Annotated in this window: 23 protein-coding genes and 1 tRNA gene; 2 read left to right on the top strand and 22 right to left on the bottom strand. The window is 62.2% G+C overall.

What is annotated here, in order from left to right; all coding sequences use genetic code 11:
* Positions 1 to 122 precede the first annotated feature (122 nt).
* The 21 genes from gdhA to DXB53_RS08235 form a co-directional block, all read right to left on the bottom strand.
* On the bottom strand, positions 123 to 1,478 hold the full coding sequence (gene gdhA / locus DXB53_RS08330) for an NADP-specific glutamate dehydrogenase (protein ID WP_022095186.1): 1,356 nt from the start codon (positions 1,476 to 1,478) through the stop codon (positions 123 to 125).
* 257 nt (positions 1,479 to 1,735) lie between these two features.
* Entirely contained in the window at positions 1,736 to 2,131 is a 396-nt protein-coding gene (locus DXB53_RS08325) for a DUF3343 domain-containing protein (RefSeq protein WP_117584089.1), read from the bottom strand.
* A 15-nt stretch (positions 2,132 to 2,146) separates the two neighbouring features.
* Complete coding sequence (locus DXB53_RS09965) at positions 2,147 to 2,779, bottom strand: molybdenum cofactor guanylyltransferase (RefSeq protein WP_158556513.1); 633 nt, start codon at positions 2,777 to 2,779, stop codon at positions 2,147 to 2,149.
* Positions 2,780 to 2,933: 154 nt separating this feature from the next.
* Positions 2,934 to 3,030: transfer RNA gene (locus DXB53_RS09960), tRNA-Sec, on the bottom strand.
* 149 nt (positions 3,031 to 3,179) lie between these two features.
* Positions 3,180 to 5,147: a selenocysteine-specific translation elongation factor gene (selB, locus tag DXB53_RS08315; protein WP_117584087.1), complete on the bottom strand. Its 1,968-nt coding sequence runs from the start codon at positions 5,145 to 5,147 to the stop codon at positions 3,180 to 3,182.
* Positions 5,144 to 6,601 carry an L-seryl-tRNA(Sec) selenium transferase gene (gene selA / locus DXB53_RS08310; protein ID WP_199409711.1) on the bottom strand — a complete coding sequence of 486 codons (1,458 nt, stop codon included), beginning with the start codon at positions 6,599 to 6,601 and terminating at the stop codon, positions 5,144 to 5,146. The genes selB and selA overlap by 4 nt, the downstream gene beginning before the upstream one ends.
* Before the next feature lie 76 nt (positions 6,602 to 6,677).
* On the bottom strand, positions 6,678 to 8,795 hold the full coding sequence (locus DXB53_RS08305) for a molybdopterin-dependent oxidoreductase (RefSeq protein WP_158556512.1): 2,118 nt from the start codon (positions 8,793 to 8,795) through the stop codon (positions 6,678 to 6,680).
* A gap of 122 nt (positions 8,796 to 8,917) precedes the next feature.
* Positions 8,918 to 9,757 carry a formate/nitrite transporter family protein gene (locus DXB53_RS08300; protein WP_117584115.1) on the bottom strand — a complete coding sequence of 280 codons (840 nt, stop codon included), beginning with the start codon at positions 9,755 to 9,757 and terminating at the stop codon, positions 8,918 to 8,920.
* Between the two features lie 39 nt (positions 9,758 to 9,796).
* Complete coding sequence (hycI, locus tag DXB53_RS08295) at positions 9,797 to 10,300, bottom strand: hydrogenase maturation peptidase HycI (protein ID WP_117584085.1); 504 nt, start codon at positions 10,298 to 10,300, stop codon at positions 9,797 to 9,799.
* Positions 10,300 to 10,881 carry a formate hydrogenlyase maturation HycH family protein gene (locus DXB53_RS08290; RefSeq protein WP_117584084.1) on the bottom strand — a complete coding sequence of 194 codons (582 nt, stop codon included), beginning with the start codon at positions 10,879 to 10,881 and terminating at the stop codon, positions 10,300 to 10,302. Before DXB53_RS08290 ends, hycI begins: the two co-directional genes overlap by 1 nt.
* Positions 10,882 to 11,664: an NADH-quinone oxidoreductase subunit B family protein gene (locus DXB53_RS08285; protein ID WP_022095195.1), complete on the bottom strand. Its 783-nt coding sequence runs from the start codon at positions 11,662 to 11,664 to the stop codon at positions 10,882 to 10,884. It abuts the gene before it with no gap.
* A gap of 2 nt (positions 11,665 to 11,666) precedes the next feature.
* Entirely contained in the window at positions 11,667 to 12,383 is a 717-nt protein-coding gene (locus tag DXB53_RS08280) for a formate hydrogenlyase complex iron-sulfur subunit (protein ID WP_117584083.1), read from the bottom strand.
* Position 12,384: 1 nt separating this feature from the next.
* Positions 12,385 to 14,157, bottom strand: coding sequence for an NADH-quinone oxidoreductase subunit C (locus DXB53_RS08275; RefSeq protein ID WP_117584082.1), 1,773 nt, complete (start codon positions 14,155 to 14,157; stop codon positions 12,385 to 12,387).
* Positions 14,158 to 14,160: 3 nt separating this feature from the next.
* Positions 14,161 to 15,720: a hydrogenase 4 subunit F gene (locus tag DXB53_RS08270; protein ID WP_117584081.1), complete on the bottom strand. Its 1,560-nt coding sequence runs from the start codon at positions 15,718 to 15,720 to the stop codon at positions 14,161 to 14,163.
* A 3-nt stretch (positions 15,721 to 15,723) separates the two neighbouring features.
* Entirely contained in the window at positions 15,724 to 16,377 is a 654-nt protein-coding gene (hyfE, locus tag DXB53_RS08265) for a hydrogenase 4 membrane subunit (protein WP_117584080.1), read from the bottom strand.
* A 13-nt stretch (positions 16,378 to 16,390) separates the two neighbouring features.
* A complete protein-coding gene (locus DXB53_RS08260) occupies positions 16,391 to 17,848 on the bottom strand; it encodes a hydrogenase 4 subunit D (RefSeq protein ID WP_117584079.1) in 1,458 nt (485 codons plus the stop codon).
* A 15-nt stretch (positions 17,849 to 17,863) separates the two neighbouring features.
* Positions 17,864 to 18,790 (bottom strand): respiratory chain complex I subunit 1 family protein, encoded by a 927-nt coding sequence (locus tag DXB53_RS08255; protein ID WP_022095201.1) that lies wholly within the window; start codon positions 18,788 to 18,790, stop codon positions 17,864 to 17,866.
* Between the two features lie 12 nt (positions 18,791 to 18,802).
* Positions 18,803 to 20,821 carry a hydrogenase 4 subunit B gene (gene hyfB / locus DXB53_RS08250; protein WP_117584078.1) on the bottom strand — a complete coding sequence of 673 codons (2,019 nt, stop codon included), beginning with the start codon at positions 20,819 to 20,821 and terminating at the stop codon, positions 18,803 to 18,805.
* On the bottom strand, positions 20,814 to 21,431 hold the full coding sequence (locus DXB53_RS08245) for a 4Fe-4S dicluster domain-containing protein (RefSeq protein ID WP_117584077.1): 618 nt from the start codon (positions 21,429 to 21,431) through the stop codon (positions 20,814 to 20,816). Before DXB53_RS08245 ends, hyfB begins: the two co-directional genes overlap by 8 nt.
* A gap of 78 nt (positions 21,432 to 21,509) precedes the next feature.
* Complete coding sequence (gene fdhF / locus DXB53_RS10180) at positions 21,510 to 23,732, bottom strand: formate dehydrogenase subunit alpha (RefSeq protein ID WP_117584076.1); 2,223 nt, start codon at positions 23,730 to 23,732, stop codon at positions 21,510 to 21,512.
* A 76-nt stretch (positions 23,733 to 23,808) separates the two neighbouring features.
* Positions 23,809 to 24,327 (bottom strand): 4Fe-4S dicluster domain-containing protein, encoded by a 519-nt coding sequence (locus DXB53_RS08235; RefSeq protein WP_022095206.1) that lies wholly within the window; start codon positions 24,325 to 24,327, stop codon positions 23,809 to 23,811.
* 427 nt (positions 24,328 to 24,754) lie between these two features.
* Here DXB53_RS08235 and DXB53_RS08230 point away from each other — a divergent pair, with 427 nt between their 5' ends.
* Positions 24,755 to 25,078, top strand: coding sequence for a type II toxin-antitoxin system RelB/DinJ family antitoxin (locus DXB53_RS08230; protein WP_158556511.1), 324 nt, complete (start codon positions 24,755 to 24,757; stop codon positions 25,076 to 25,078).
* Positions 25,071 to 25,547: a PIN domain-containing protein gene (locus DXB53_RS08225; RefSeq protein WP_199409709.1), complete on the top strand. Its 477-nt coding sequence runs from the start codon at positions 25,071 to 25,073 to the stop codon at positions 25,545 to 25,547. The genes DXB53_RS08230 and DXB53_RS08225 overlap by 8 nt, the downstream gene beginning before the upstream one ends.
* Before the next feature lie 115 nt (positions 25,548 to 25,662).
* On the opposite strand, the gene DXB53_RS08220 is transcribed toward DXB53_RS08225, so the two are convergent.
* Positions 25,663 to 26,661, bottom strand: a complete 999-nt coding sequence (locus DXB53_RS08220) for a hypothetical protein (protein WP_117584074.1) — start codon at positions 26,659 to 26,661, stop codon at positions 25,663 to 25,665.
* Position 26,662 lies beyond the last annotated feature (1 nt).

The following is a 26,662-nucleotide window of genomic DNA, read 5'->3' as shown; positions in this document are numbered from 1 at the left end:
TAAGGGGCGGCCGGCAGAGGGCCGAGACATAATGATCCGTTTTCCTCCGTCCCCAACGGATCAAAAAAGGCTCCCAGCCGGAATGGCTGGAAGCCTCATCACATGCTATGTCGAGCGAAGATTTAGCAGACGCCCTGGGCGAGCATGGCGTCGGCGACCTTCAGGAAGCCGGCGATGTTGGCGCCCATGACAAAGTTACCCTCCTGGCCGTACTCCTTGGCGGTGTCGTCCACGTTGTGGAACATGCCGCGCATGAGCTGCTCGAGCTTGCCGTCGACCTCCTCGAAGGTCCAGGACAGATGCTCGGCGTTCTGGCTCATCTCCAGGCCGGACACGAGCACGCCGCCGGCGTTGGCAGCCTTACCGGGCATAAAGGCAACGCCGTTCTCCTGGAAGTAAGTCGTGGCCTCGATGGTCGTGGGCATGTTCGCGCCCTCGCCGACCACCTTGCAGCCGTTGGCGACGAGCGCCTGGGCGTCCTCGAGCAGCAGCGTGTTCTCGCGAGCGCAGGGCAGCGCGATGTCGCAGGGCAGCTGCCAAACGCCACGGCCGTCGCCCTCGTGCCACACGGCGTTGGGCTTCTCGTCAACGTACATAGCGAGCGTAACGCCCTTGTCGTGGCCGGAGCGCTTCTTGTTGTAGACGTGCTCGAGCACGGTGTAGTCGATGCCGTCGGGATCCTCGACCCAGCCGTGAGTATCGGAGCAGGCCAGCACCTTGCCGCCGAGCTGGGAGACCTTCTGGACGGCGTAGATGGCGACGTTGCCGGAGCCGTGAACGACGACGTTCTTGCCCTCGAAGGAGTCGCCGCGGCTCTTGAGGTACTCGTCCACAAAGTAGGCCAGGCCGTAGCCGGTGGCCTCGGTACGGGCAAGCGAGCCGCCAAAGGAGAGGCCCTTGCCGGTAAGGACGCCGGTCCACTCGTTGGTCAGGCGCTTGTACTGACCGAACAGGTAGGCAACCTCGCGGCCGCCAACGCCCAGGTCGCCGGCGGGAACGTCGGTGTTGGGGCCGATGTGGCGATAGAGCTCGGTCATGAAGGACTGACAGAAGTGCATGATCTCGTTGTTGGACTTGCCCTTGGGGTCAAAGTCGGAGCCGCCCTTGCCGCCGCCCATGGGAAGGGTGGTCAGGCTGTTCTTGAGGATCTGCTCCAGGCCCAGGAACTTGAGCATACCCAGAGTGACCGTCGGGTTAAAGCGCAGGCCGCCCTTGTAGGGTCCAATGGCAGAGTTGAACTCGACACGGTAACCGCGGTTGACCTGAACCTTGCCCTGGTCGTCGACCCAGGGAACACGGAACATGACGATACGCTCAGGCTCGACGAGGCGCTCCAGCAGGGCGGCCTCCTCGTACTCGGGGTGGGCGTCGAGCGCCGGCTGGATGGTGCCGAGGATCTCGGTCGCGGCCTGGATGAACTCAGGCTGCTCGGGATAGCGGGCCTTGAGCTCTTCGAGAACTTTCTGCGTGTAGCTCATGCTTCCTCCAATGATGGGAAACGAAAAATGTTGGTCGCGGCACCCTATGCGCCGCGAACTTTATCGTGTATGGATAATATCGCACTGTTGCGGGAAAGTTTCGCATAAGCCGACGAGCAGATGTTTCGTTTTGATTACGATGCAGGTAGAGGCGTTTTTGAGTGCCTGACATGCAAAACCCGTGTTTCAAACCTGTTTCGTCCACGTGTTCCAAGCCACCACATTGGGGACAGGCACCTTTGTGGTGATGTTGGTGGTTAGAGGACGAGCTGATGGTAGTCGGCGGGGGTTATGCGGCCTTCGATGGCAGCGCGGAAGGCGGCGAGCGCATCGCCGGAGAACGGCATGGCCCAGCACAGCCCGCAGCCGGCGGTGATGGAGCCGGGCAGCGGCATGATGCGCCCGGGCACACCGGCGGCAAGGCACAGCTGCTCGCATTCCATCACATCGAAGGTGCTATCGAACGAAACGATGATCTTGCGTTCATGGTCGAGAGCATCACCGGACGGGCCTTCGCGGTGTGCATCACGATACGCCGCGGCGGCCGCTTCCTCTTCCGCAGTATGTCCACAGCCACTGCAACCGCAGGTACAGGGTTCGGACCCATCGCAAGTGCAAGGTTCTCCCGTGTCGGGACAAATATCGTGAGACATGGCAACTCCAATCGTCTAGGCGAGTAACTCGGCCGCCGCAAACTCCTCGGGCGTATTGACGTTCTCGAAGCAGAGCGTCGAGCCGGCGACCGCGACAATCTGAGGCTCGTCCAAATACCCGGCGTTCACCCGGTCGATCAGGCAGCGGATTCGCTGACGGTCACCGGCGAGCAGTTCTTGGGCAACCGGCGCACACGCGTCACGACGCCAGACGGCGCACAGCGGCTCAATCCCCCGCTCCTCGCGCGGCACGCACACGTCGAGCGCCTCAGCCTCAACATGACCAGCAAGCGCGCCGATGAGTTCCGGCGAGACAAACGGCATATCGCAGGCAACGATCGCCGCGAGAGGCAGCCGAGCCGCAGCCAACGAGCTCGCGATGCCGCGCATGGCGCCCGCCGAGCCTTCAAGGTCCGCCACCACACGCGGCACCAGGCCGCCAAACGCGCGCTCCTCAAGATAGGCGAGCTCGCTGGGACGCGACGTCGTCACGACCAACTCGCCGGCAACTGGCGCCAGCCGGCCCAGCACGCGCTCGATGAGCGGCTCGCCGCAAAACGCCATGCGCGCCTTATCGCAGCCCATGCGCGAGGACAGCCCACCCGCCTGGACGACACAAGAAAGATCGGCACGTCTTACGGTAGTCATACGGCAAAACACCTCCATCAGCACGTTCAAAATCCAGCGCACGAAGCTAAATACAGCCGCCGAAATAACGGCGCTACAAAAAGCTCTTACAAAAACAAAACAGCGCCTTTGCGGCACGCAGCAAGACCGCGAGCACAAAAGCGCTGGTAGCGTATGGCGGGAACGTATGTGAATCGAACACATCCAAGACGTTTTGCACGCCTCGCAACGGTTTTGAGGACCGCGGAGCCCACCGGAGCCCATCCGTTCCCAAGTGCGGAGGTATTTTACCAAACCGAAACGGCTCCATCCCAAAAAGACGAGCAAGAAGTTGCGGTGGAATAGTTCCTGTATTTGCTGCCAAAGCCTCCAAATAGGAACTATTTCACCGCAACTGAGGAGGTGGGGCGGGGTGGCTGATCTAGCGCAGGGAGCGCAGGCCGCCGGCATCCTTGTCGAGCACCGTAAAGCGCACGGCATCCAGGTGTTCCAAGATGCTGATGGCACGTTTGCGCGACACACCCAGGGCCTCGCGCAGCACGCTCGTGGTGGCAGCGCCGCCGGCTGCCTCAATGGCAGCGGCAACAAGCTCGCGCGCATGGGCCTCGGCGGCAGCGGACAGGGCAACGTCGCGCTCGACCTTAACGATCGAGCGGTTGAGCGAAAGCTCGCGCAGGGCACGCGTCATGGTGTCGCGATCGAGCTGCAACTGCTCGCCAACCTCGGGCAATGTCGGTGCATCGAAGCCGGCTTCGTCCAGCAAGGCAACGATACGTTCGCAGGCCTCGCGCACCAAACGCGCCGCGGCGGCAGCGGAGTGCGGGTCGAACACCTCGGCGCCCTCGGAGGCACACACGCCACGCGAGCAGCCCTCGGCAATCAGAGCCGCGGCGACGGCTTCATCCGCAGCGGGCCAGGCGGCATGGGCAACGGCGCCGGGCGTAAAGCCCGTCTCCTTGGGAGACGCCGTATGCATGGCTGACAGGGTCGCCGCCAATGCATCCATCGCGGCATCGAGCACCATGGCGTCCGCCAAGAGGTCAGCATCACCCGCGTCAAGCTTGCGAACGGAGCCCTGCGACACCAACCCGCGCAGTGCGGCATCGACCTCGCCGACACCAAGATCCAAAGCCTCGGCAACATCAACCGCCGAAACCGGCAGCATCTGCAGCGCCAGCCAAGCGCCCACACCGCCCGCGATATCGCCGGACTCGAGCGCTGTATACAGTGCACGCTCCCCTTCAGCAAGCTCGCGCGAGCGACGGCAGCGCGATAGCAGCACGCGCCCGCCGCCGATGAGCATAACGGGCGAATACGACAGCACCACGGCATGGTCTCCGGCGCGCAGCGGCAGTGGCTCCTCCAGGCGCACCTGCACGGTACGGGTCTCGCCCACCGCCATGGGGGCCTCACCCTCCAAAAGCATGATGCGGCCGACGACTTCGGCCGTACCGGCCATCACATGCACGCGCGCGCCCGACTCTAGCACACGCGGCTTGGCACCCTCGCGGCCCAGGTAGGTGAACGTCATCATAAAGCGCAACGTCTGACCAAAGCGATCCGCCACGCCCAGCATCTCGCCACGGTCAAGCGCCGCGACACCGTCACCAACTAGGTTGAGTGCCACACGCTGACCAGGCAGCGCGCGCGGCGTATCGCCATGCACCTGAATCCCGCGCACGCGACAGACCGTACGCGACGGCAAAGCCATCAGCTCGTCGCCCACCGCAACCGGCGCATCGTGCAGCGTTCCCGTTACAACAGTGCCGACGCCCTTAATCGTAAAGCAGCGGTCAATCGGCAGGCGCGGCGCGGCATCGGTGCACTCGGCACGGTCGCGGCAGGCATCCCAGCGGGCACTTACCTGCTCGTCGAGCACCGCAAGCAGCCCGTCGATCCCCTCGCCTGTCTTAGACGACACGGGCACAATCGGCGCGCCCGCAAACACGGTACCCGACAAAAAGTCATCGACATCGAGCTCGGCAAGCTCGGTCATCTCGGCATCGGCAAGGTCGCACATCGTCAGCGCGACCACCATATGCGTAACGCCCAGCAGCTCCAGCACATGCACGTGCTCGCGGGTCTGCGGCATCACGCCCTCGACGGCAGAGACCACCAACACGGCAACATCAATGCCCGTGGCACCCTGCACCATGGCGCGCAGGTAATGCGCGTGGCCCGGCACGTCGACCAGGCCGACGATCTTGCCGCTCGGCAGCGCCAGCTCGCCAAAGCCAAGCTCCACGGTCATACCGCGACGGCGCTCGACCTCCAGACGGTCGGGATTCTTGCCGGTCAACGCCTCGATCAGTGCCGACTTACCGTGGTCGACGTGGCCCGCCGTGCCAACGATAACGGGACACTCCACCAGCGCTTGAACCTCACTCATCGAGCAATCGCCTTCTTAACGCACGCGGCGAGCGTCGATGCCGCCGTCTCGATATCGCGGTCACCCACGAGCGTGCGTACGTCAAACAGGACGCGATCGTGCGAGGCGCGCGTGACAACCGGTGTGTCGAAATCTTGGACGAGTGAGCGCTTGAGCGCGTCGACGGACAGGCACCCGTCGACTGGGCAGACAGCAATGCACATCGTGGGCAGTTCCACGGTAGGCAGCGAGCCGCCACCGGGGGTCGACGATTCCTCGACGATCTCCACCTGAACAGCGCACGGGCAACCAACCTTATCGAGGCCGGCGACCATACGATCGCGCAGCTTACGCGCGCGACGCTCCAGATGAGCCTGCGGCAGCGTAAGCATGTTGAGCACCGGCACCTCACGATGGGCCACATCCGCCCCGTCCATGTAGATACGCAGCGTGGCCTCGAGCGCCGACAGAGCCAGTTTGCCCGGGCGCAGGGCACGCATAAGCGGATGCGACCCACAGGCCTGGACCAGATCGCGACGGCCCATGATAATGCCCGCCTGCGCGGCGCCCAGCAGCTTATCACCCGAGCACGAAACGATATCGAGTCCCGCCGCGACCGAAGCCGGCGTGGGCTCCTCACCGCCGCGCACCAGGATGTCATCGGGCAGAAGCGCGCCCGAGCCCTGGTCCTCGTAGAACAGCAGACCATGCTTGTGGGCCAGGGTGGCAAGCTCCCGAGAGCCTACCTCCTCGTGGAAACCCTCGATGCGATAGTTGGAAGGATGGACCTTAAGGATCATCGCCGTATCGGGCGTGATGGCGCGCTCGTAGTCGCTCAAATGCGTGCGGTTGGTGGCTCCGACCTCGACGAGCTTGGCGCCCGAAGCCGCCATGACATCGGGGATACGGAAGCTGCCGCCGATCTCGACGAGCTCGCCGCGGCTGACGATAACCTCCTTGCCCACAGCGTGAGTCGCCAGCACCAGCAGCACCGCGGCGGCGTTGTTGTTGACCACAAGCGCGTCCTCGGCACCGGTGAGCGAGCGGATCAGTTGCGCGGCGTGCTCCTTGCGCGACCCGCGCGAACAGGTGTCCACACTGTATTCGAGCGTGCTGTAGCCGCGCGCGACCTCGGCCACGGCCTTTGCCGCCGACTCCGCGAGCGGGGCTCGACCCAGGTTGGTATGGATGACCACGCCCGTAGCGTTGACGGCAGGGCGCAGGCTCGGCAGCGCGGAGCGGTGCGCACGCCACTCGATGGCCGAAGCAAGGTCGCGCTTAGAGCGCGGGTCGGCGCCGGCACGAATGGCGGCGCGCTCCTCGTCGAGCTCGGCCGTGACAGCGGAATGCACCACCGCGTCACAGGTCTCCCCCGCCGCCTTCACAACCGGCCACTCGGCGAGCAACTCGTTAACGGAAGGAATGGCGCGCAAGCGGGCGCGTACCTCATCGGACATGTTCTGGCTATCGCTCATGTGCGGCCTTTCAAAACCAAAGGTGAATCAATCGTTCGAACGTCAAACAATCAGCCAATTCGATCGGCTGAGTCAATCAATCGCTATTATCCTCGCGCGCCGCGATCTTTTCCACGCAAACGGCGTTTTCCTGGGTGAGCGCGGCGCCCGTCAACGGGTCCCAACGCAACGGTGTATGGTCGAGTGGACCGACGCCCAAGGCTTGAGCACCGCCGGCATCGGCGCTAAACGAACGTCCGCCGGGGGCGGCCGACGTAAAGATGCACGCCGGATGCAGATACGGCGTCGTCTCCACGCGCACGCGGTCGCGGCCCATATCGCTCACGAGTTCGACGATCTCGCCGTCGGCAATACCCATGCGAGCAGCGGCATCGGCATTCATCTGCACGGCATCCAGGTCCGATCCAGCCTCGGCGGCACCTTGGGCCGCAAGCCTTCGCGAGGTGTGCGACTCAAAGGGACGGTTGCCGCTAATGAGGCGAAACATCCCCGGACCGGGCTCCACCATGGGCGCGATCCAACCGGGAACGCGGCCCAGACCGGCTCGTTCCCATACGTCGCTTGCCAGCGCAATTTTGCCGCCATCCAAGGGAATCGCCGGCTCGCCCGTACGCGACGGCAACGCAACACCCGTGTCGGCCCAGCCGCGCTCCTTGAGCTCGTCCAGATTGATCCCAAAAGGCGCCACCTGGGCAGCCGCCAGATCGTCAGACGTAAAGTCGAAGCACTCACCAACGCTGCAGGCCGCAGCCAAACCGGCAAAGATCTCCCGACCGGGACGCGTGTCGTCATGCTGCACGGGCAGCACGGCATTACGGTAGAACACGCGAGCGTCGTTGCGACCCACGACCGTGCCCACGCCGCGGTCGGCCTCCAGATACGTCACATCGGGCAGCACGAAGTCGGAAGCGTGCACTGTCTCGGACCAGCGAATATCAATCGTCACGAGCAAGTCGAGCTGCTGCAAGATGCCCAACCAAGCCTGCGCATTGCCATAGCCCGCACCGGGGTTACTGGCATAGACGATGAGCCCACGCAAATCCCCGGCAAGAATCGACTGACCGATGGTCGTACACAGGCCGCGCACCGGATCGACCAGTGGATAGCGTTCGGACCCCAACTTAGGCTCACGCGGCACCGGCGGCGTCGCGAAACGCACAGGGTCCAAGTCGCCCAGCGCAAGCGGTGTGGGTGGATTGAGCGCGCCGCCCGCGTGTCCGATGCAGCCCAGCAGCACATCGACCAAGCAAATAGCGCGCGCGGTCTGGGTGCTATTGGCATACGCGATACCGATGCCGCCATGAAAGCCCGCGTCCACCACCGCAGCAGGCGCCGCGGCAGCCAAATCACGCGCAGTCGCTCGGATATCGTCCGCCGGCACATCGCACATCGACTCAGCCCACTCGGGCGTCCAAACAGCGGCCGCCTGCGCCAGCTCATCAAAACCCGTGGTATAGCGGGTCACGAACTCGTGGTCATACAGGTCCTCGGCAATCAGCACATGCGCGATGCCTAGCAGCAAAGCCAGGTCACAGCCCGGGCGCACGCGCAGCCAGCGGTCGGCAAGCGCAGCCGAGCCACTGCGCCGGGGGTCGACCACGATAATCTTCGCCCCACGGCGACGGGCATCGTTGAGCGCATCAACGGCCCCCATCGTCGACGAATCGACAATGGAGCGCCCCAGATACATGATGCAATCGGTATGCGCCAGGTCGGAGGCGGGACTATAGCCCAAGCTGTGCTCCCAGCCGGTAAGTCGGCTTACCTCGCAGGCACCGTCGGCACCGTATACGTTGGGCGAGCCCAGCGCATGCATAAAGCGATACGCCCAGTACCGGTCGAACGAGGGCACGCCGAGCGTCATGCCCAGCGCACGGGGACCATGCCCGTCAACAATCTCCCCAAGGCGCGCTGCGATCTGCGCGAACGCCTCATCCCACGAAATCACATCGAACCCCGAGCCATCCTGGCGGCGTCGCATGGGATGCAAAATCCGGTCGTGCTCGTCAAACGGCATGTCCAGGCGATGCCGCCCGCGGGCACACAGGGCTCGCGCCGCGCACGGATGCCCCGACACCGGCAACTCGGCCACCACGCGACAGTCCTCAGCGCGTGCCGCAAAGGCGCAATCGGCATAGCATCCCCCGCATGTGGTCACCACGGCGCGACCGTCACACTTCACAGCAGATGCCATCTCGATTACCCCTTTCATCAGCCAAACACAACAGGCCAAATGCCCGGCAACGAGCCCCGGACCCAAAAAGCCTCCCGCACGGCAACGCCCCGCGGGAGGCCCAACGTCAAACAGACGATACCTTACGCCTCGGACTTCTTGGCGTAGATAAACCAGTAGCCGAGCGCGACCAGAACCGCGCCGCCCACGATGTTGCCCAGCGTGGCGGCGGACAGGTTAAACGCAATGCCCGCGGCGTTGAGCGCATCGGCACCGGCGACGTCGGCACCATAGCCGCACGCGTGCATCACGGCACCCATGGGCAAAAAGTACATGTTGGCGACGCAGTGCTCAAAACCGCAGGCCACAAAGGCGGCGATGGGCAGCAAAATGCCCACGACCTTATCGACCACGGTCTTACCGGCGGTACCGATCCATACGGCCAGACACACAAAGATGTTGCACAGGATGCCGCGGAAGAAGATCGTCACCCAGTCGACCGTCACCTTGCCGGCGGCGACGCTCACCATGGAATTGGCGACCGCCTCGCCGTTGAGCTTGTAAATGCCGGCCATGTACACCAAAAAGACGATGAACAGGGCACCAGCAAAGTTACCAAGCCACACGACGACCCAAGCCTTGAGCATCTGGACCAGGGTGATCTTTTTGCTCTTGAGCGCGCAGACCATAAGCGAATTACCGGTGAACAGCTCGGCGCCGCACACCAGCACGAGCACCAGGCCCAGGCAAAAGCACAGGCCGCCCACGACGCGCTGGGCGCCCCAGCCCAGCGTGCTATCGCTCAAGAACACGGTAAAGAACAGGCCGCCGAAGGCGATGAACGCACCGGCGAACATTGCCAACAGAAAGGCCTTTGCGACCGGCAGGTTGGCCTTGGTCACGCCGGCGGCCTCGGTCTTGGCCTCGATCGCGGCGGGTGCCAGGCAATCGGGAGCGGGATATTCTGCCTTGGAATCTGCCATGTCAATCACTTCTTTCCTAATCAGCAGGGACAAGCGCTCCTATAGCTCCTGCCCCAAGCGGACAAAGTGGGAAAAGTCGTTGGCGGCCACGGCGTCATACACGGCGTCGACGGCGTCAAAGACTTCCGGGGACATGGGGTTGTAGAACTCCGTGTCGCCCGGCTGAATTCCGACAAAAACGATATCATCGCACGATTGCTCAATCTCTTCGATCAGAATCGACAAGGGAAGCGAATGCGTGGTGAACATCGACTTGCGGGCCACATCACGTTTGTCGAGCAAGCGGATGGCGCCGACGGGCAGCGCCATGTCGGCAGCATCGACCAAGACCAGACGCGGCGGACGCTCGCGCTTGACCTCGATGATGTCGTCCTCGGGCGTTTGGCCACCGTCAATGGTGTACCAACCGGCGATGGGTGCGTCCTCCATCTTTTTGGAGAGCACAGGGCCGGCGGCATCGTCGGCGCGCAGCACGCTTCCCGCCGTGAGCACGATACCCGCAAACGGGGCGCCGTTCACACGACCATCTACAACGCGACCCATTACTGCAACCTTCCCGTCAGATACACGCCCGACACATCGCGCACGCGCTCAACCAGATCGCGAAACTTCATTAAGAAAGCGACCTGCTGGGCATGCAGGCCAAAGTCGTCATCGAACACCGAGATGCCGGCCTTAGCAGAACCGCGAAAACCGCGCTCGTCGAGCAGCGCATCGCAGGCCTCGAGCAGCGACGGCACGGCCGTCTTGTCGAGCTGGCACTCGCCAAAGGAACGGATGGCCTCGAACTTAGTCCGGGCCTCTCCCTCCGGCAGCGCGTCGATAAGCGTATAGAACACATCCACCGGCACCGACAGGCGCGGCTCAAAGCAGTCGAGCACGCCGGTGTGGTGGCCCACGGCGAGCGTGTAGTACAGCACGTCGCAGGCCTCCTGGGGAACGTCTTCCTCGGTCTCCACAAACTTACGCGTGAGCTCATAAAAGACCACTTGGTCGGGCGCATGGTCCAGGCAGGGGTCGGCGACGCCCTCGGCAGCCTCGTCGCTTGCGCGCGAGGCATCGCCAAAGGAGCCGCCAAGCATACCGGGGCCCGCAAAGTAACCAGAGCGGTCCGTAAGCTCCATCTAGCGACCTCCGGCCAGCACCAGATCCTGCAGCGCCGAGTACACCTCGACGCGGCGAGGATCGTCCTGCTTGTCGATAAGCAGCGCCATGGCACCGCGGATATCGCCCTTGGGTGCACCCTCGAGCGTATCCATAAACTCATTGGCCAGGTCGCGGCCGTAACGGTAGCCGCTCATGGCGCGAGCCTCGCGCTCGATGGCAACACGCAACTTGTACGGAACGCCGGGGTGCAGGATATCGGCCTGCTCGCCGGCGGCCTCCACCGTGGTCTCGGCATGGAGCTTTTGGTCCAGCAGACCGAGCGCCATGGCAAAGCCGTAGATGGTCTGCGCGGGGCTGGGCGGGCAGCCGGGGATGTAGACATCGACCGGCAGGATCTTGTCCGTGCCGCCCCAGACGCAGTAGTTGTCGTAGAAGATGCCGCCGGTGCAGCCGCACGCGCCATAGGACACTACGATCTTGGGATCGGGTGCGGCCTCAAAGGCGCGCAGCGCCGGCATGCGCATGGCACGCGTCACGGCGCCGGTGTACAGCAGCACATCGGCGTGACGGGGCGAGGGCACGACCTTGATGCCAAAGCGCTCGACGTCGAAGACGGGCGTGATGGAACCGAAGATCTCGATCTCGCAGCCGTTGCAGCCGCCGCAGTCAACGCGGTAGACGTACACCGAGCGCTTGATCTTCTTAAGAAGGGTCGCCTTGGCCTTCTCGATGCTCTCGTCGAGCTCGATCTTGGTCGGGCGGTACTGAAGCCGCTCGGGCAAAAGCGTGGGTTCGGCCATGGTTACTCCTCCTTCGTATCAAAATCCATGATGATGCCCTCGACCGGCGCCGGACCGGCGGGAATCTCGGGCGCATCGGGGTTGAGCTCGCGGTCGATATACTCCGGGTTCACGCCGTGGCCGCCCAGATACTCCATGCCAGGGCCCTGGGGCTCACCGGACGCAAGCGTCTCGTTGGCAGCCATGCCGGCAGCGTTGCCGGTCTTTACGGCCGAGGCGGCGCGCAGGGCGTCGAGCTCACGCTTGCACTCCTGGCACATACCAACAGTACGGGCGGCCTGCTCGGCCTCCATGCCGCCGGCCTTTTGCAGCAGGCGCTTGGCGTAGTCGATCTCTTTGTGCGGGGCAAACGGCTTGCCGCAACGCGAGCAGTGCTCGAGCGTATAGACGCTCTTGCTGGTGAGGTCGTCCTTGCTCATGACGGCCAGCTCAAACTCCTCGGTGAGCTTGATGGCCTCCATGGGGCAGGCCTCCTCGCAGCGACCGCAAAAGATGCAGCGACCGTAGTCGATCGACCAGGTGATGGTATCGGAGGCAAGGTCGGTGTCCATGCGAATGGCATCGGCCGGGCACGCCACGCCGCAGGCACCGCAGGCGATGCAGAGCTCCGCGTCGTGCTCGGGCTTGCCGCGCATGTCCTTGTTGGTGGGAAACGGCGCAAACGGGTACTTGACCGTCGCGTCGCCGGCCTTGGCGTTAACCTTCCAAAGCTTCAGCATATTAGAGCGCCTCCTCATCGAGCGGAGCGGCCATGGTGCCCTCGCCCGCAAGCGGCGACTTGTCGCGCCAGACGTTCTCGAACTGCTCCTTGTCGAGCACGTGGTCGCGCTTGGCGGCGACATCGGTCACCGTCACGCGGTCGGTGCAGGAGTAGCACGGATCGAGCGAGCCGACGATCAGCGCCGCATCGCCCACGGTGTTGCCGCGGAACATGTAGCGCAGGACCGGCCAGTTGCTGTACGTGGCGGCCTTGGCGCGCCAGCGGTAGCACTTCTGGTTGTTGCCGAGCATGGCCCAGTGCACGTCCTCACCGCGCGGCGCCTCGGTGGCGCCGATGGCGTACTTGTGCGGGGTGTACTCCCAATCCGTAGTGAGGATGGGGCCCGACGGGCAGTTCTCGAGCATGGTCTCGATCATGTCGATCGAATCGTAGACCTCCTGGATGCGAACGGCGGTACGGCCGAAGGCATCGCAGGTGTCGGCCGTGGCGGCGTGCATCTTTTGGACGTCCGGATCGGCGTAGCCGTCGAAGGGATGGTCAAAGCGCACGTCGCGGGCATAGCCCGAGCCACGCATGAGCGGGCCGACCGGCGAGAAGTCGCGTGCGATCTTGCGGTCCAAGATGCCGATACCACTCGTACGCTCAATAAAGTTGGGCGTGGAGAGCAAGACGTCAACGAGCTCCTGAACCTCGGAGCGCAGCTGGTGGATGGTCGTGAGCGTGGAGAGCTTCTGCTCGGCCAAAATGTCGCGACGCACGCCGCCGATCACGTTGAGACCGTAGGTCTTGCGGTGACCGGAGAGCTTCTCGGCCAGGTCCATGGACTTCTCGCGGACGCGGAAGAACTGCTGGAAGCCGGAGTCGAAGCCCGTGTAGTGCGACGCCAGGCCAATGTTGAGCAGATGCGAGTGCAGGCGCTCGACCTCGAGCATGATGGCGCGGATGTACTGGGCGCGCGGCGGAACATGAATGCCCTGGGCACGCTCGACGGCCTCGGCATAGGCCACCGAGTGGGCGCAGCCGCAGATGCCGCAGATACGGTCGGCGAGGAACGTCACAGCGTCATAGTTCAGGCGCGTCTCGGCGACCTTCTCCATGCCGCGGTGTACGTAGAACAGACGGTAGTCGGCGTCGACGATCGTCTCACCCTCTACGAACAGGCGGAAGTGGCCGGGCTCGTCGGAGGTAATGTGCAACGGGCCCATGGGGACAAGCGTCGTCTCCTTGCCCTTGGTATCGGCCAAGAACTCGTAGTTTTCCATGTCGCTCGCGGGAGCGGGACGGAAACGGTAGTCCATGGAGTCCTTGCGCAGCGGGAACAGGCCGTTGGGCCAGTCATCGGGCAGCACCAGGCGACGACGGTCGGGCAGACCCTCGGGGATCAGGCCGAACATATCGCGCAGCTCGCGCTCGCCCCACACGCAGGCGGGGACGAACGGCGTCACGGACGGGAACGTCATCTTGGCGGGATCGACCTCGGTGCGCACGGTCACCCAGCCGGGGTCCTCCCCCTCCATGGAGATGACGTAGTACACGGCGTAGCGGCCGCACAGGCTGCGCTCGTCGTTTCCGACGATCACGGGAATCCAGCCGTAGCGCTCGTAGTACAGGTAGTGGACGGCCTCGGGCAGCTTGTCCTGCTTGACGGTAATCGTCAGCTGGTCCTCGCACTGCCACTCGACCTTCTCGATGCAGCCAGGAACGGCGCGGCGCAGGGCCTCGACATGGCTCTCGCAGCGGCGGGCATACACCTTGTTCTCAGTTTCAATCATTCGTTACTCCACCTCGCTCTGAGCGGTCTCGGTACCGAACACAGCGCGGTACATCGGCGTCGCGTGAAGTTCCTCGGTGCTCTGCTCGAGCACGATGCCGGTCGCGGTCTCCACACCGTGCACGAGGAGCAGCGGGGTGGCGATGCCAAACCACAAGATCATGACAGCCAGGATGATTTCGGGGATAAGCATGAGCGCCGGGGCCTCATGTTTGCCCATGCCCTGGGGCGCATGGCCGAATACCGACTTGAGTGCGATGCGGGTGAGCGCGGAGATGGCCACGGTAAGACCGAGGGCGACCACGACGACCAGCCACATGGGACCGGCGGTAACACCGGCGACAAAAGTCAGGAACTCGGAGATAAACATGCCAAAGGGCGGGAAGGCGGCAAGACCGAGCAGCGCCAGGATGGCGAGCGCGGCGGTTGCGGGGGCAACCTCGACGACACCCTGGATCTTGGCCAGGCTACGCGTGCCAAAGGCGTGCTGGATGTTACCGGACACGCAGAAGGCAAGCGTCTTGGTAAAGCCGTGGAACACGCAGTGCAGCAGGGCCGCGGCGATACCCAGCGGGCCACCGATACCCAGGCACAAGGCGATAACGCCCACGTTCTCCACAGACGAGTACGCAAAGCGGCGCTTGAGGTCGTCCTGGCGAAACATCGAAAGCGCCGCCACCAAAATGGACAGCGTGCCGACGATCAGCAGCAAAAGTTGCGGATACTCTGCGCCCACGGCCTGGATAGTAAAGCCATAGAAGCGCATGATCACAAGCATGGCGCACTTAAGCAGCACGCCCGAGAGCAGGGCCGAGACAGGGCTCGGGGCCTGGGAGTGGGCATCGGGCAGCCAAGTGTGCATGGGGAACAGACCGGCCTTGGTGCCAAAGCCGATCACGATAAACGCAAAGGCGAGGCGCATGAGCGTCGGGTCGAACTGGTCGGCATACGGCAGCACGCACGACAGGAATGCGGCCTCGTGGGCGTTGGGAATCACGTCGGCGGCGTTGGCGTAGATCAGCAGCGTACCGAACAGGCCAAAGGCCACGCCGGCGGTGCAGACCATCGCATACTTCCAAGAAGCCTCGAGGGCCGTCTTGTTCTTGTAGATACCCACGAGGAACACGGTGGAAAGCGTGGTTGCCTCCACGGCGGCCCACGTGAGGATCATGTTGTTGGACAGGCACGCGAGCAGCATGGTGAACACAAACAGGCTAAACAGCGCAAAATACTGCTTGGCGCGCTCGGCGGGCATGGAGCCCTCCTCGATATCGGCCTTTACATAGGGCAGCGAAAACAGCCCCGTAAGAAAACCGATAAAGCCGATGAGCAGCACAAAGATGGCGCCCAGCGAATCGAGGTGAAACCACAGGCCAAGAGCGCTCGCGGTGTCGCCGCTCATAAGGACGTCACCGGCCGTCATAATCGACAGCACCAGGACGGCTGCGACGGAGACCAGGTTGAGACCGGCAAACACGTTATAGGACGTGTTCTTGGGCAAAAACGCCATGACCAGCGAGAACACCAAAGGAGTCGCGAGCAGGGCGAGAATCAACGTTTCCATGGACTACCCCCTCAGCTCGGACAGGTCGCGCGCATCGAGCGAGTGGGAGTCGTCCCAAATGCGACGCACGACGATGGACATGATGATGACGGCAAAGATGGCGTCGGTGGCGATACCGATCTCGATGATCTCGGGAGCGGTGGGGGCCAAAAGCGCGAGCGTCACATGGCTGCCGTTTTCCATAAGGCAGTATCCAAAGATCTGCTTCATGATGTTGCGCTGCGAGATGATGCAGGTGAGGCCCACAAAGAAGTGAGCGAAGCTAATGGCGAGCGCAGGCGTTGCGACCTCGGCCGTGGGCAGGCTGATCTGCGTCACGACGGCAAAGCAAATCGCGACCTCGACGGCGATGATGCAGATGGCCCACGCGGGCTTAAGGCCGGCCTTGAGCGATGCGTCGCTCGGCTCGCCCATCTTCTTATATGCACGGTTGAGGATATAAGGGACCAGGACGACCTTGGTGATAAAGGCAGATCCGGCCCACATAAGCAGCTCCTGCGCACCGGTAGTGGCACCGAGCGTGGCGAGCAGTCCCACGAGTACCAGCGACTGCACCGCATACCAGCGGATGGCGTGCTTGATGTTCTTTGAGACGACCACCATGGTGGACGTGACGATCAGAAGGCCGCCAAGGATGTTGACGATCGAATAACCCATGTCGTTCTACCTCCTAACCGATCCAGCTGGCCGAAAGCGGGCCGCTGACGATGACCATGATGATGAGCACGATGAACACGAACGCCATCGCGCGGGGAAGCGGGGCACCCGCAGCGACCTCTTCGCTCGGCTCGCCGGGCAGGCAATAGCCCATCCACTTGAGGAACCAGGCAAAGGTGGCGACGGTCTCGGCGACCATGATGCACACGAGCACCAGAATCGCGACGTTGCCGGCACCCACAGAAAAGCCGCCGGCGATGATCTGGAACTTCGAGAAGAACGTGTTCATGGGCGGCACGCCGGCAATGGCGAGCGCCGCGACACCAAAGCCCACGCCCGAGATCGGGTACTTCTTTACGATGCCGCGAAGCTTGGGCAGCATACGCGTGCCGAGCGTAAAGGAGAACGAACCGGCAATCAGGAAGAACAGCGTCTTGGCGAAAGCGTGGTTAAAGATGTGGCACACGGCGCCATCAAAGGCCAGCTGGCTGCCAAAGACCGAAAGGCCCAGACCAAAGAACACATAGGAGAGCTGGGCGATCGTGGAGAAGGCCAGCAGGCGCTTCATGTCCTTTTGCGGCAGGTACATAAGGAAACCAAAGAGCATGGTGACCATGGCGTCGATAATGGCGACCCAGCCCACGATCTCGGGAATCTCGCCGGCAGAGACGAGTGCGCGCGCGAACACGCACACGCCGACCTTGACCATCGAGGCACCATGCAGGTAGGCCGAAACAGGCGTCGGCGCTTCCATGGCCGAAGGCAGCCACATGTACATGGGGACCTGTGCGGACTTGGCCCAGGCCGCAAACAGCACGAGCAAAAGGACGATAGCCTTGAGCTTGGTGTCGAGGCCGGCAATCGCGGTGATGGCGAAGGTGCCGGTGTGGGCAAACACGATGGCGGCGCCCAGATACAGGCCGAGCGCACCGATATGCGTGATGATGAGGGCCTTCATGCCGGCCTTCTTGGCCGTAGGCGTCATGTAGTAGCTAATGAGGCCCCAAGAGCACGCACCCGTGATCTCAAAGAACACGAGCTGGCCCAAAAGGGTCGAGCTGTACACGAGACCGGCCATGGCGCCGATGAAGGTCGCGAGGTACGCGTAGAAGCGACGACGCGGCGCATCGGGATGCTCACGGTTATTCTCACTCATATAGGGAATCGAATAGATCACGACAAGCAGGCCGATACCCACAAAGGCGGGCGCGAGCAGCGTGCTCATGCGATCGAAAGTGAATCCCATGACGAGGGTCTGCCCAAACGAGATCAGGGGGACCTGCGTGTCGGGCATGCCGGCGCCGGCGAAATTCGCGGCGAGGGCGATGGTGCAGGCCGTCGAGACGGCGGCACCCAAAACGCTGAACCACTTGGCGTACGGACGGGGGAACAGGGCGACGAGCACCGAGGCCACCATCGGGGCCGCGATAGCGACCAAGCCGAGAAGGGACAGACTGACTGCAAATGACATTGTTTCTCCCTTCTCCTACACGCCGACGACCACGAAGACAAACGCCAGAACGGCGATGCCCACGACAGCCCAGGTCTGATTGCCGAGCACCTTAAAACGCGAGCGCGAGCAAGAGTTCTCGATCACGCCGCACACGACAAAGTCGATCAGGCACTTCACCAGGAAGATGACCGCACCCAGAACGGCGGCGGCACCCACGGTCGCGGGCTCGCCCCAGGGGACGAAGATCGCGCAGAACCAAGCGACGACCAGGACCTGCTTCATGGACATGGCGAGCTTGGCCATCGCAAGCGACGGGCCGGAAAGCTCGGCGAGCGGGCCTTCCTGAAGCTCTTGCTCGGCCTCGGCCTGATCAAACGGCAGCTTGCCGAGCTCCATGTAGCAGGCGATCGCAAAGGCGATGCCGGCGAGGATAACAGCGACCGGAGCGTCGATGGCGCCTGTCATGATGTGCTGACCCATGGTGGCGATGTCGGTGGAACCGCACACCAGGGCGGCGGCAAAAAGCGCCAGCAGCATGGACGGCTCGATGAGTACGCTCATGAGCAGCTCGCGAACGCCGCCGATACCGGCGTAGGCGTTGGACGAATCCACGCCGCAGAGGGCGAAGAAGAAGCGGGCGAGCGCAAGGCTGTACATGATGGTGATGGCGTCACCAAAGACCGGGATGGGGCTTTGTGCCGTAAAGAGCGGCAGGCCCATCGCGAGCATAAAGGCGACGGCGAAGAACAGCGGCGGCATAATGCGCAGCGCAAAGCTCGCGTCCTCGCTCTGGGACTCGGGGCGCGCAAAGAGCTTGGCCAGGTCGCGGTAGTCCTGCATGATGCTGGGGCCGCGACGGTTGTGCATCTTGGCGCGGATCACGCGGCCGAGACCGGAGAAGAACGGCGCGACGGCCATAACGACCACGCCCTGCAGAACGGCAAGTACGATGTTGTTCATGCTCTCCCCTCCTTAACCCATTTGCACGGCGAGCACGAGGAACACCACGAGTGCCGCGACGATGTAGCAGATATAGATGCTGTAGTTGCCGCCCTCGAGCTTAGTCGCGAGGTCGGCAAGCTTCTCGACACCCTTATGCGGGGCATCGACGAGAACCTTGTCGGGTACGGGCTCCACAGCCTCGGCCACACCGGTGAGCTTCTGGAAGAAGTGCGCGATGGACCAGCAGACGGCCGTGCAGCGGTCGCGCAGCGTGTAGAGCGGCTGCATAAACCAGGACACCTCGGAGGCAAAGGTCGTAGCCACGACGGGCATATGCTCGTTGGGAGCATAGCCGCATGCCCACGGCTGGGACTTCTGCACCTTGCCGACGGTCTTGAGCTTGCGATAACCGCAGGCAAGGACGACGAGCACCACGAGCGCAATGGCGATCGCGGGCGTGGAGGTGGCAGCGCCGGAGTACTGGTTCATGAGTTCCATGCCCTCGGCGGCAAACACGCCACCGTACGGATGCAGCACGGACGCGGCGACATCGACCAGCACGGGCGCGATCACGGGAGCGCCAATGCCCAGCACGACGCAGATGGCCGCGAGCAGGCCCTGTGCAAACACCATGGGGGCAGGAACCTCCTTGGCATTGGCCGCGGCCTCGGAGCGGGGCGCGGAGGCAAAGGAGACGCCATAGGCCTTGACGAAGCACGTGACGGCCAGTGCGCCGGTAATTGCGAGCGCGACGGCAGCGAACACGGCCACGATCATGACGGCCTTGTCGCCCTGCATGGCGGCGTTAAACAGCGACTGGTAGGTAAACCACTCGGACACAAATCCGTTGAAGGGCGGGATGGCCGAGATGGCAAGCGCGCCAATAAGGAAGCAGATGGCCGTTGCCGGCATACGACGGAACAGGCCGCCCATCTTCTCCATATTGCGCGTACCCGTGGAGTACAGCAGCGCACCGGCGCCCAAGAACAGCTCGCCCTTAAACATCGCGTGGTTAAACGTGTGGTAGAGGGCGGCCATCAGAGCCAGGACGGCGATGCCGACAGAGTTGAGCGCCATGGCGGCCATGGAAGCGCCGACGCCGAGCAGAATGATGCCGATGTTCTCGACGGAGTGATAGGCCAGCAGGCGCTTGATGTCATGCTCCTGCAGGGCGAAGGCCACGCCGAGGACCGACGAGATCGCACCGAAGACCATGACCATAAGGCCCCACCAGACCTGAACGCCCGAGGCGGAGAGCAGGTCGAGACCCACCTTGAGGATACCGAAGATACCGATCTTGATCATGCCGCCGGACATGAGGGCCGACACGTTGGACGGCGCCTCGGGATGTGCCTTGGGCAGCCAGCCGTGAAGCGGGATGATACCGGCCTTGGCGCCAAAGCCAAAGAAGGCGAGCACGAAACACACGGATGCGACCGCGGGGCTAAACTGCGTAGCGCGGAAATCCGCAAAGGCAAACGAGCCACCGGCGAAGTTGGTCATGGTGAGGAAGCTCGCCATGATGAGCACAAAGCCCACGTGCGCAATCACAAAGTAGAGCCAACCGCCATGGATGGAGTTCTCGTTCTCCTCGATCACGACCAGGAAGTACGAGGTAAGCGACATGAGCTCAAAGGCGACCAGGAACCAAAACACGTTGTCGGCGGTGATGACGAGCATCATGGACGCCACGAAGGTGTTAGAGAAGAAGCCAGCGCGGCCCTTTTTGCCAGGGTACTCATCAAAGTAGTTGAGACCGTAGATCGAACCGGCAAACGCAAGCACCGAGATGAGCGCCACGAACAGGCCGGACAGCTGATTGAGCAGCAGCTGGAAATGGGCAAACGGGAAAAACACGATGGTGTCGACCGACGTGACATCGCCCAGCACGGCCTGGATACCGGCCACAAACGAAAGCACCGCGGCGACGGCGCCGATAAGGCAGCCGGCGGTCTTGGCGGCGTTATCGGCCTTGATCAGCAGAACCGAGGCGAGCGCACCGACGCACGAGACGGCAAGTGATGCGATAAACAGCGTCATGCTATCCATTGTTTACGCTCCCTTCTGCTTTCTCGGACAGGCCCTGGGCCACAGCGGTAACGTCGACGGCCGGACCGTTTTCGATCGAGCGCAGGCGCTTGGCCTCGTCGAGCTCGCGATCGGCCGCGCCGCCCATGACGGTCAGCGCCTTGGTGGGGCACGCCGCCACGCAATGCGGGCCGTCCGGATCGAAGGCGCACAGGTCGCACTTGACAGCGCAGGTGTACTGGCCAGGAGCCCACGTAAGCAGGCTGCTCAGGGACTTAGGATACGAAGGCGTCGGGTCGCACATGCCTGCGACACCGGCGATAGACGTGCCATCGGGATGGATGGCTCCGAAGGGGCACGCAATGGCGCACAGCCTGCACCCGATGCACTCCTGCTCCTTGACGTGGATGCGATCGCCATCGTGCTCGATGGCATTCACCGGGCAAACCTCGGCGCAGGGGGCACCCTCGCAATGGTGGCAGGCAAGGGCGGCCGAAATACCGCCGGTCTTCACGAGCGCCAGACGCGGCGTATCCTGAAGACCCTGCATCCGGTGGGCGTCGGCACAGGCGGACTGGCATGTTCCGCAGCCGATGCACCTCTCCGGGTTGATGTCGATGAAGCGGTTCATCCCCACTTCCTTTCAAAATAACGGGCCGGGCTCCCGAACGTACGGGACGCCCGGCCCAAAAATCCAACGAAAACGGGACTACACGATTTGGTTCACGTGCGTCTCATCGTCGAACTTGGCGGCGCCGGGCTCAACGTCCTGGGGAGCGGCGGCGTCCACCAGAGCCTGCTTGAGCTCGGTGTACTGACGCTCGACCTCGCCCTCGGCCCAAACCTGGTCGGCGATAGCGTCGACCTGGCAGGCGGAGAACTTGTCCTCGGGCGTATGCGAGACCGGGTCGACCTTGTGCATGGTCAGCTCGTTGCACTTGCCGATCCACCACTGGTAGGTCATATAGACCGTGCCCTTGTTGATACGATCGCTCACGTCGGCGCGGCTGTATACCTGACCGCGGCGGCTGTGAATCGAGACGATGTCGCCGTTCTTGATGCCGCGCGCCTCGGCGTCCGCGGGATTCATGCGGACAAAGCCGGGCTCGTCGGCAAGCAGCGCCAGCGTCTTGCAGTTGCCGGTCATCGAGCGGCAGCTGTAGTGGCCGACCTCGCGGACGGTGCACAGGATGAGCGGGTACTCATCGTCGGGAAGCTCGGAGGGCGCCTCCCAGTCGTGCGCCATCAGGTTGGCGCGGCCGTCCTTGGTGGTGAACTTGCCACCAGCGAACATGTCGGGCGTACCGTGGTCGTTCACATCGGTGCTCTTGACGGGCCACTGGGCGTAGCCGCCCTCGGGAGCCATCTTCTCGTAGGTCGCGCCCACAAAGTTGGGGCACAGGCTAATGCACTCGTTCCAGATCTGCTCGGTGTTGTCGTAGTGCATGGGATAGCCCATACGCGTGGACAGGTCCGCGAAGATCTCCCAGTCGTGACGGCACTCGCCCTTGGGCGGAACGGCCGCGTCAAAGTGCTGGAAGCTACGGTCGGATGCGGTAAAGACACCCTCGTGCTCGCCCCAAGAGGTGGCAGGCAGGATGACGTCGGCGAGCATGGTCGTCTGCGTCATAAAGATGTCCTGGCAAATGAACAGATCCAGCTCGGAGAGCGTCTTGCGCATACCGGCCGAATCGGGCTCGGTCTGCACCGGGTCCTCGCCGTAGTTGTAGAAGCAGTGCACCTTGCCCTCGTCGACCAGGTGGCCCAGGTCGGTGAGCTTGTAGCCCTCCTCGAGTGGGAGCTTTTCCTCGGGCACGCCCCAAGCCTTGGCAAACTTGGCGCGAGCGGCGGGGTCGGTGACTTTCTGGTAGCCAGGGTACAGGTTGGGCAGCATGCCCATATCGCAGGAGCCCTGAACGTTATTCTGACCGCGCACGGGCGCGAGGCCGGAATTGGGTTTGCCGATCTGGCCGGCAACGCAGGCGATGGAGGCGATGGTGTGCACCGTCTTCAGGTTCTGCTTCTGCTGGCATACGCCCATGCCCCAGCCAATGATGGCAGAAGGCTTCGCCGTGGCGTACATCTCGGCAGCTTGGTGGATCAGCGCGGGATCGACACCCGTGATGTCCTGTACGGATTCGGGAGTGTAGTTCTTGATGGTCTCCCACCACTCGTCAAAGCCGTTCGTGTGCTCGGCGACGAATTCCTTGTCATAGAGGCCATCATTGACCAAGCAGTTGGCAAAGGCGTTGAGGAACGCGACGTTGCAACCGTTCTTGATCGGAAGGTAGATATCGGCGATACGCGCGGTTTCGATATGGCGCGGATCGGCGACGATGATCTTGCAACCCTTTTCTTTGGCTCGCACGATACGCCTTGCGACGATGGGGTGCGAATCGGCAGGGTTATAGCCGAAGAGGAAAATGCAGCCCGCATCCTCCATACCGGGGATGGAGCATGACATGCAACCTGAACCAACCGTGTCCATCAGACCGAGGACGGTAGGGCCGTGTCAAGTACGGGCGCAGTTGTCCACGCTGTGGGTGCCGATGCACGCACGCGTAAACTTCTGCATGACGTAGTTCGCCTCATTGCCGCCGCCTCGCGAAGAGCCGGTGGTCATGACAGCGTTAGGACCATATTCGTCAATTATGGCCTGCATCTTAGATGCGGTGAAATCCAGTGCCTCGTCCCAGCTTACGCGCTCAAGATCCGCGCCCTTAGTGCGGCGGATCATCGGGTGCAGTACGCGAGGAGTCAAGATCTTGGTGTCGTTGATGAAGTCATAGCCGCTCATGCCCTTAAGGCACAGCTCGCCCTGATTGGTGATGCCGTTGAGCGGTTCGGTACCCACGACCTGGCCGTTTTGGACCAGGAGGTTAAACTGGCAACCGGCTCCGCAGTACGGGCAGATCACTTTATGCTTCTCCATGACACACTCCTTCCTTTCTCTGCTACCGATTAATCGGTACGTATTTGACAATCGTTGGGCCTATATAGCCGCCCGCCTACGCCTCGTTTTCGATGGTGGCGCGGGCACGCTCGGCGGTCAGTTCCGCCAGGCGCTCCTCGTCTACCAGGGTGAGGCCCTTGGTCGGGCACGCCTCGGCACATGCCGGACCGCCGGGACGGTCCACGCACAGGTCGCACTTGAGCACGAAGCTCTTAGTCTGCGAACCCACGCGAACGTCACCCATCAAGACGGGGACCTGCGTGGTCGCCACGCTCACGGCGCCAAAGGGGCATGCCATAACGCAACTCTTGCAGCCGATGCAGTTGTCCTCGTTGACGCCGATACGATGGTTCTTTGGATCAAAGAACAAGGCGCCCGTAGGACAGGCCTTCGCGCACGGAGCGTCCTCGCAGTGGTGACATGCCACCGGCGCGGAGATCTCGTAGGTGCGCGTTACGCGCAAGCGAGGTGCGGCGATGTTGCCGGGAATATCGTGTGCCTCGATGCACGCCGCCATACAGGTTTGGCACCCAATGCAGCGTGAAGAATCAGCCACGACTCGTTTATTGCCCATGTTGTTCACTCCCTCCTGAATCCCATGCCGGAGAGACCCTGCCGACGTTGCCCCGGACCGCCCGTGGTCCGGCATCGACGTATCGAGTGCATGCGGCGAAACAGGCACTTCGATAGAATTCCTCCAACGATATACAGGTTAAATATACGCAGTTGCAGGGGGCAAACTTGAGCATAGGCCCTGCAATACGGGTGTATTGCAGGGGTTTTGGCAGGTTGGAATTATTCTCTAGAAGCTATAAAGGTGAGTGTATTACATGCGTACACCTCTGAGATTTTTACGCGCTCTCATTTTGGATGTACTACGCTTGTATTCGTGTTAATGGTTATTTACTTGAGCGAAATAAAGTAATCGTTATAAGATGCTCAAGTATCGGCACATGCCGCATTTGACCGACTATATTGCACGCTCATTAAGGGGGCCAGTGATGTCATCGACTCAAAAAAGAGCCATCCTGCAGGTGCGCATTCGCGAGGAAGACAAGCAGCATGCCGAGCGTCTTTACGACGCCATGGGCACATCGCTCGCCGAGGCTGTCCGTTTATTTGTCGCGCAAAGCATTTTGATGCGCAAACTCCCCTTTCAGCCGGTCGCCGTGCGCTCAAAGGACGGCACCGCCGCCTATGAATCGCTCAAAGCATATGGTGACCCCAATCGCCGCGCCGAGGAGCGCAATGCCTGGATTGAATACCTTGCCACAGAAAGTGACGATTCGATTTTGGGCCCCGAGGAAGTAGATATCCATGAGTAGCACCATCATCGACGAGACCGTCATCCTGCGCTACCTGCTTGACGACGACGAAGTTCTTTCACCGCGCGCCGCCAAGGTCATCGCCACGCGCACCGCTCGCGTCTACCCCGAAATCATCACGCGCGTCGTGGTCACACTGCGAGACGTCTATAAGGTTCCCCGCGTTGAGATTGCTGCGGCCATGAAAAGGCTGCTCGATGACGTCATGGTCGACGAGCCCACCGTTGTCGCCCTTGCCATCAAACTGTTCGGCAAAACGCATATGGACTTTACCGACTGCCTCCTCGCAGCCCGAACCGCCATCTACAACGATGATGTCGTGAGCTTTGGCAAGCCCATCATCCAAGGCATGATCGACTACCGCCGCAAGCGTCAAACCGCTGCCGACGCCCGCGACCGCGCCGCCGAAGCCCGCAGCCGAAGCACCGACTCCACCATCGACAAGCTCCGCCACCGCCCCCGCAGCTAACCCCATCCCCTCCTAAGTTGCGGTGAAATACGGACTGTTTTATGTCTCTGAGTAGCCTTTAGTCCGTATTTCACCGCAACTTATTGTTGGGCGGCGGAGTCGGTTGTCTCTGCTATCAGGAATCCGCAAAAGGCTTTGTAGTTGGGATACTGTAGCCGCGCATCATAGCGCCAAACTCTTCGACATCATATGTGTCCGATAGCTTGAAATGAATGACGTTATGACCCATGGCACGTAAGTTCGCATCGCGCAATAAGGCGGCTCGATAGGTTTTTGCCGCAGCATGTTCCAAATCTTTTTGAGTTTCGTCCTCAAACTTACCCAAACCATGAAGCTCTGCCAACATCCATGACCCATCTGGCATCCGCCAACCATAATCTGCCAGATAATAGCCGGCATTTCCTGGTCGAGCAATCTCAACCTGAAGCTCAGGCGCAACGACTCCAGCAAGGATCATTGCCGCTCGCGCCTCGGACTCTCCCCCGTTATCCGACCTTCCGTCCATATACTCGAACACGTCAAACGCACGCGCAATGCCATGCAAACCGCGGCAATTGGCCTGCGCATACGCGCGCAGCTCCTCGCGGTCGACATCATACTCACGAGCCAATCCATCGACGTAACCAAGCGCATACCGAAATGCACTCGTGCGGGCAATATCGACCACCGTCCGATAGGGGTCTGTCAGCGTAAACGGGCCGAGCCGCCATACCTCGCCCGGGCGCCATCGACGATACTCAACGAACTCATATGTATCGCGCCTTGTAGACCGTGGCAGCAGCACTTGCACTTTATCCAGAAGCGTATACGCCGAGCCGATGCCGTAGAGCAGCGCTGCCGTCGATCCGCAAAACACAGCATCCGGTTCAACGACCGCAATAGCGGATGCCAACTGAAAGATGCGATCTTCAACCCCAAGATTATTCCAATAGACCGGATCCGCATACACATGGTTGTAAAGACGAAGCATGAGCTCTTCCTGCATAAGCTCGCGCGCACGGCGTTCATCCCAAGGATCAATTGTTATAAGCAGCTGTCCATCTTGATGAATTCCAAGGACCGAGAATAGCATCCTTGCATATGACTGAGGAAAATGTTTGCCTTTATCGAGCATG

The organism is Collinsella sp. OM04-5 (assembly GCF_003439125.1).
In the GTDB taxonomy this organism is placed as follows: domain Bacteria; phylum Actinomycetota; class Coriobacteriia; order Coriobacteriales; family Coriobacteriaceae; genus Collinsella.
The sequence above is the reverse complement of the archived record's forward strand: the minus strand, read 5'-3'. Positions and strand labels throughout refer to the sequence as shown.

Coding starts and splice junctions, on each gene's coding strand:
- gdhA (WP_022095186.1), bottom strand. CDS start 1,478: ATGAGCTACACGCAGAAAGTTCTCGAAGAGCTCAAGGCCCGCTATCCC.
- DXB53_RS08325 (WP_117584089.1), bottom strand. CDS start 2,131: ATGTCTCACGATATTTGTCCCGACACGGGAGAACCTTGCACTTGCGAT.
- DXB53_RS09965 (WP_158556513.1), bottom strand. CDS start 2,779: ATGACTACCGTAAGACGTGCCGATCTTTCTTGTGTCGTCCAGGCGGGT.
- selB (WP_117584087.1), bottom strand. CDS start 5,147: ATGAGTGAGGTTCAAGCGCTGGTGGAGTGTCCCGTTATCGTTGGCACG.
- selA (WP_199409711.1), bottom strand. CDS start 6,601: ATGAGCGATAGCCAGAACATGTCCGATGAGGTACGCGCCCGCTTGCGC.
- DXB53_RS08305 (WP_158556512.1), bottom strand. CDS start 8,795: ATGGCATCTGCTGTGAAGTGTGACGGTCGCGCCGTGGTGACCACATGC.
- DXB53_RS08300 (WP_117584115.1), bottom strand. CDS start 9,757: ATGGCAGATTCCAAGGCAGAATATCCCGCTCCCGATTGCCTGGCACCC.
- hycI (WP_117584085.1), bottom strand. CDS start 10,300: ATGGGTCGCGTTGTAGATGGTCGTGTGAACGGCGCCCCGTTTGCGGGT.
- DXB53_RS08290 (WP_117584084.1), bottom strand. CDS start 10,881: ATGGAGCTTACGGACCGCTCTGGTTACTTTGCGGGCCCCGGTATGCTT.
- DXB53_RS08285 (WP_022095195.1), bottom strand. CDS start 11,664: ATGGCCGAACCCACGCTTTTGCCCGAGCGGCTTCAGTACCGCCCGACC.
- DXB53_RS08280 (WP_117584083.1), bottom strand. CDS start 12,383: ATGCTGAAGCTTTGGAAGGTTAACGCCAAGGCCGGCGACGCGACGGTC.
- DXB53_RS08275 (WP_117584082.1), bottom strand. CDS start 14,157: ATGATTGAAACTGAGAACAAGGTGTATGCCCGCCGCTGCGAGAGCCAT.
- DXB53_RS08270 (WP_117584081.1), bottom strand. CDS start 15,720: ATGGAAACGTTGATTCTCGCCCTGCTCGCGACTCCTTTGGTGTTCTCG.
- hyfE (WP_117584080.1), bottom strand. CDS start 16,377: ATGGGTTATTCGATCGTCAACATCCTTGGCGGCCTTCTGATCGTCACG.
- DXB53_RS08260 (WP_117584079.1), bottom strand. CDS start 17,848: ATGTCATTTGCAGTCAGTCTGTCCCTTCTCGGCTTGGTCGCTATCGCG.
- DXB53_RS08255 (WP_022095201.1), bottom strand. CDS start 18,790: ATGAACAACATCGTACTTGCCGTTCTGCAGGGCGTGGTCGTTATGGCC.
- hyfB (WP_117584078.1), bottom strand. CDS start 20,821: ATGGATAGCATGACGCTGTTTATCGCATCACTTGCCGTCTCGTGCGTC.
- DXB53_RS08245 (WP_117584077.1), bottom strand. CDS start 21,431: ATGAACCGCTTCATCGACATCAACCCGGAGAGGTGCATCGGCTGCGGA.
- DXB53_RS08235 (WP_022095206.1), bottom strand. CDS start 24,327: ATGGGCAATAAACGAGTCGTGGCTGATTCTTCACGCTGCATTGGGTGC.
- DXB53_RS08230 (WP_158556511.1), top strand. CDS start 24,755: ATGTCATCGACTCAAAAAAGAGCCATCCTGCAGGTGCGCATTCGCGAG.
- DXB53_RS08225 (WP_199409709.1), top strand. CDS start 25,071: ATGAGTAGCACCATCATCGACGAGACCGTCATCCTGCGCTACCTGCTT.
- DXB53_RS08220 (WP_117584074.1), bottom strand. CDS start 26,661: ATGCTCGATAAAGGCAAACATTTTCCTCAGTCATATGCAAGGATGCTA.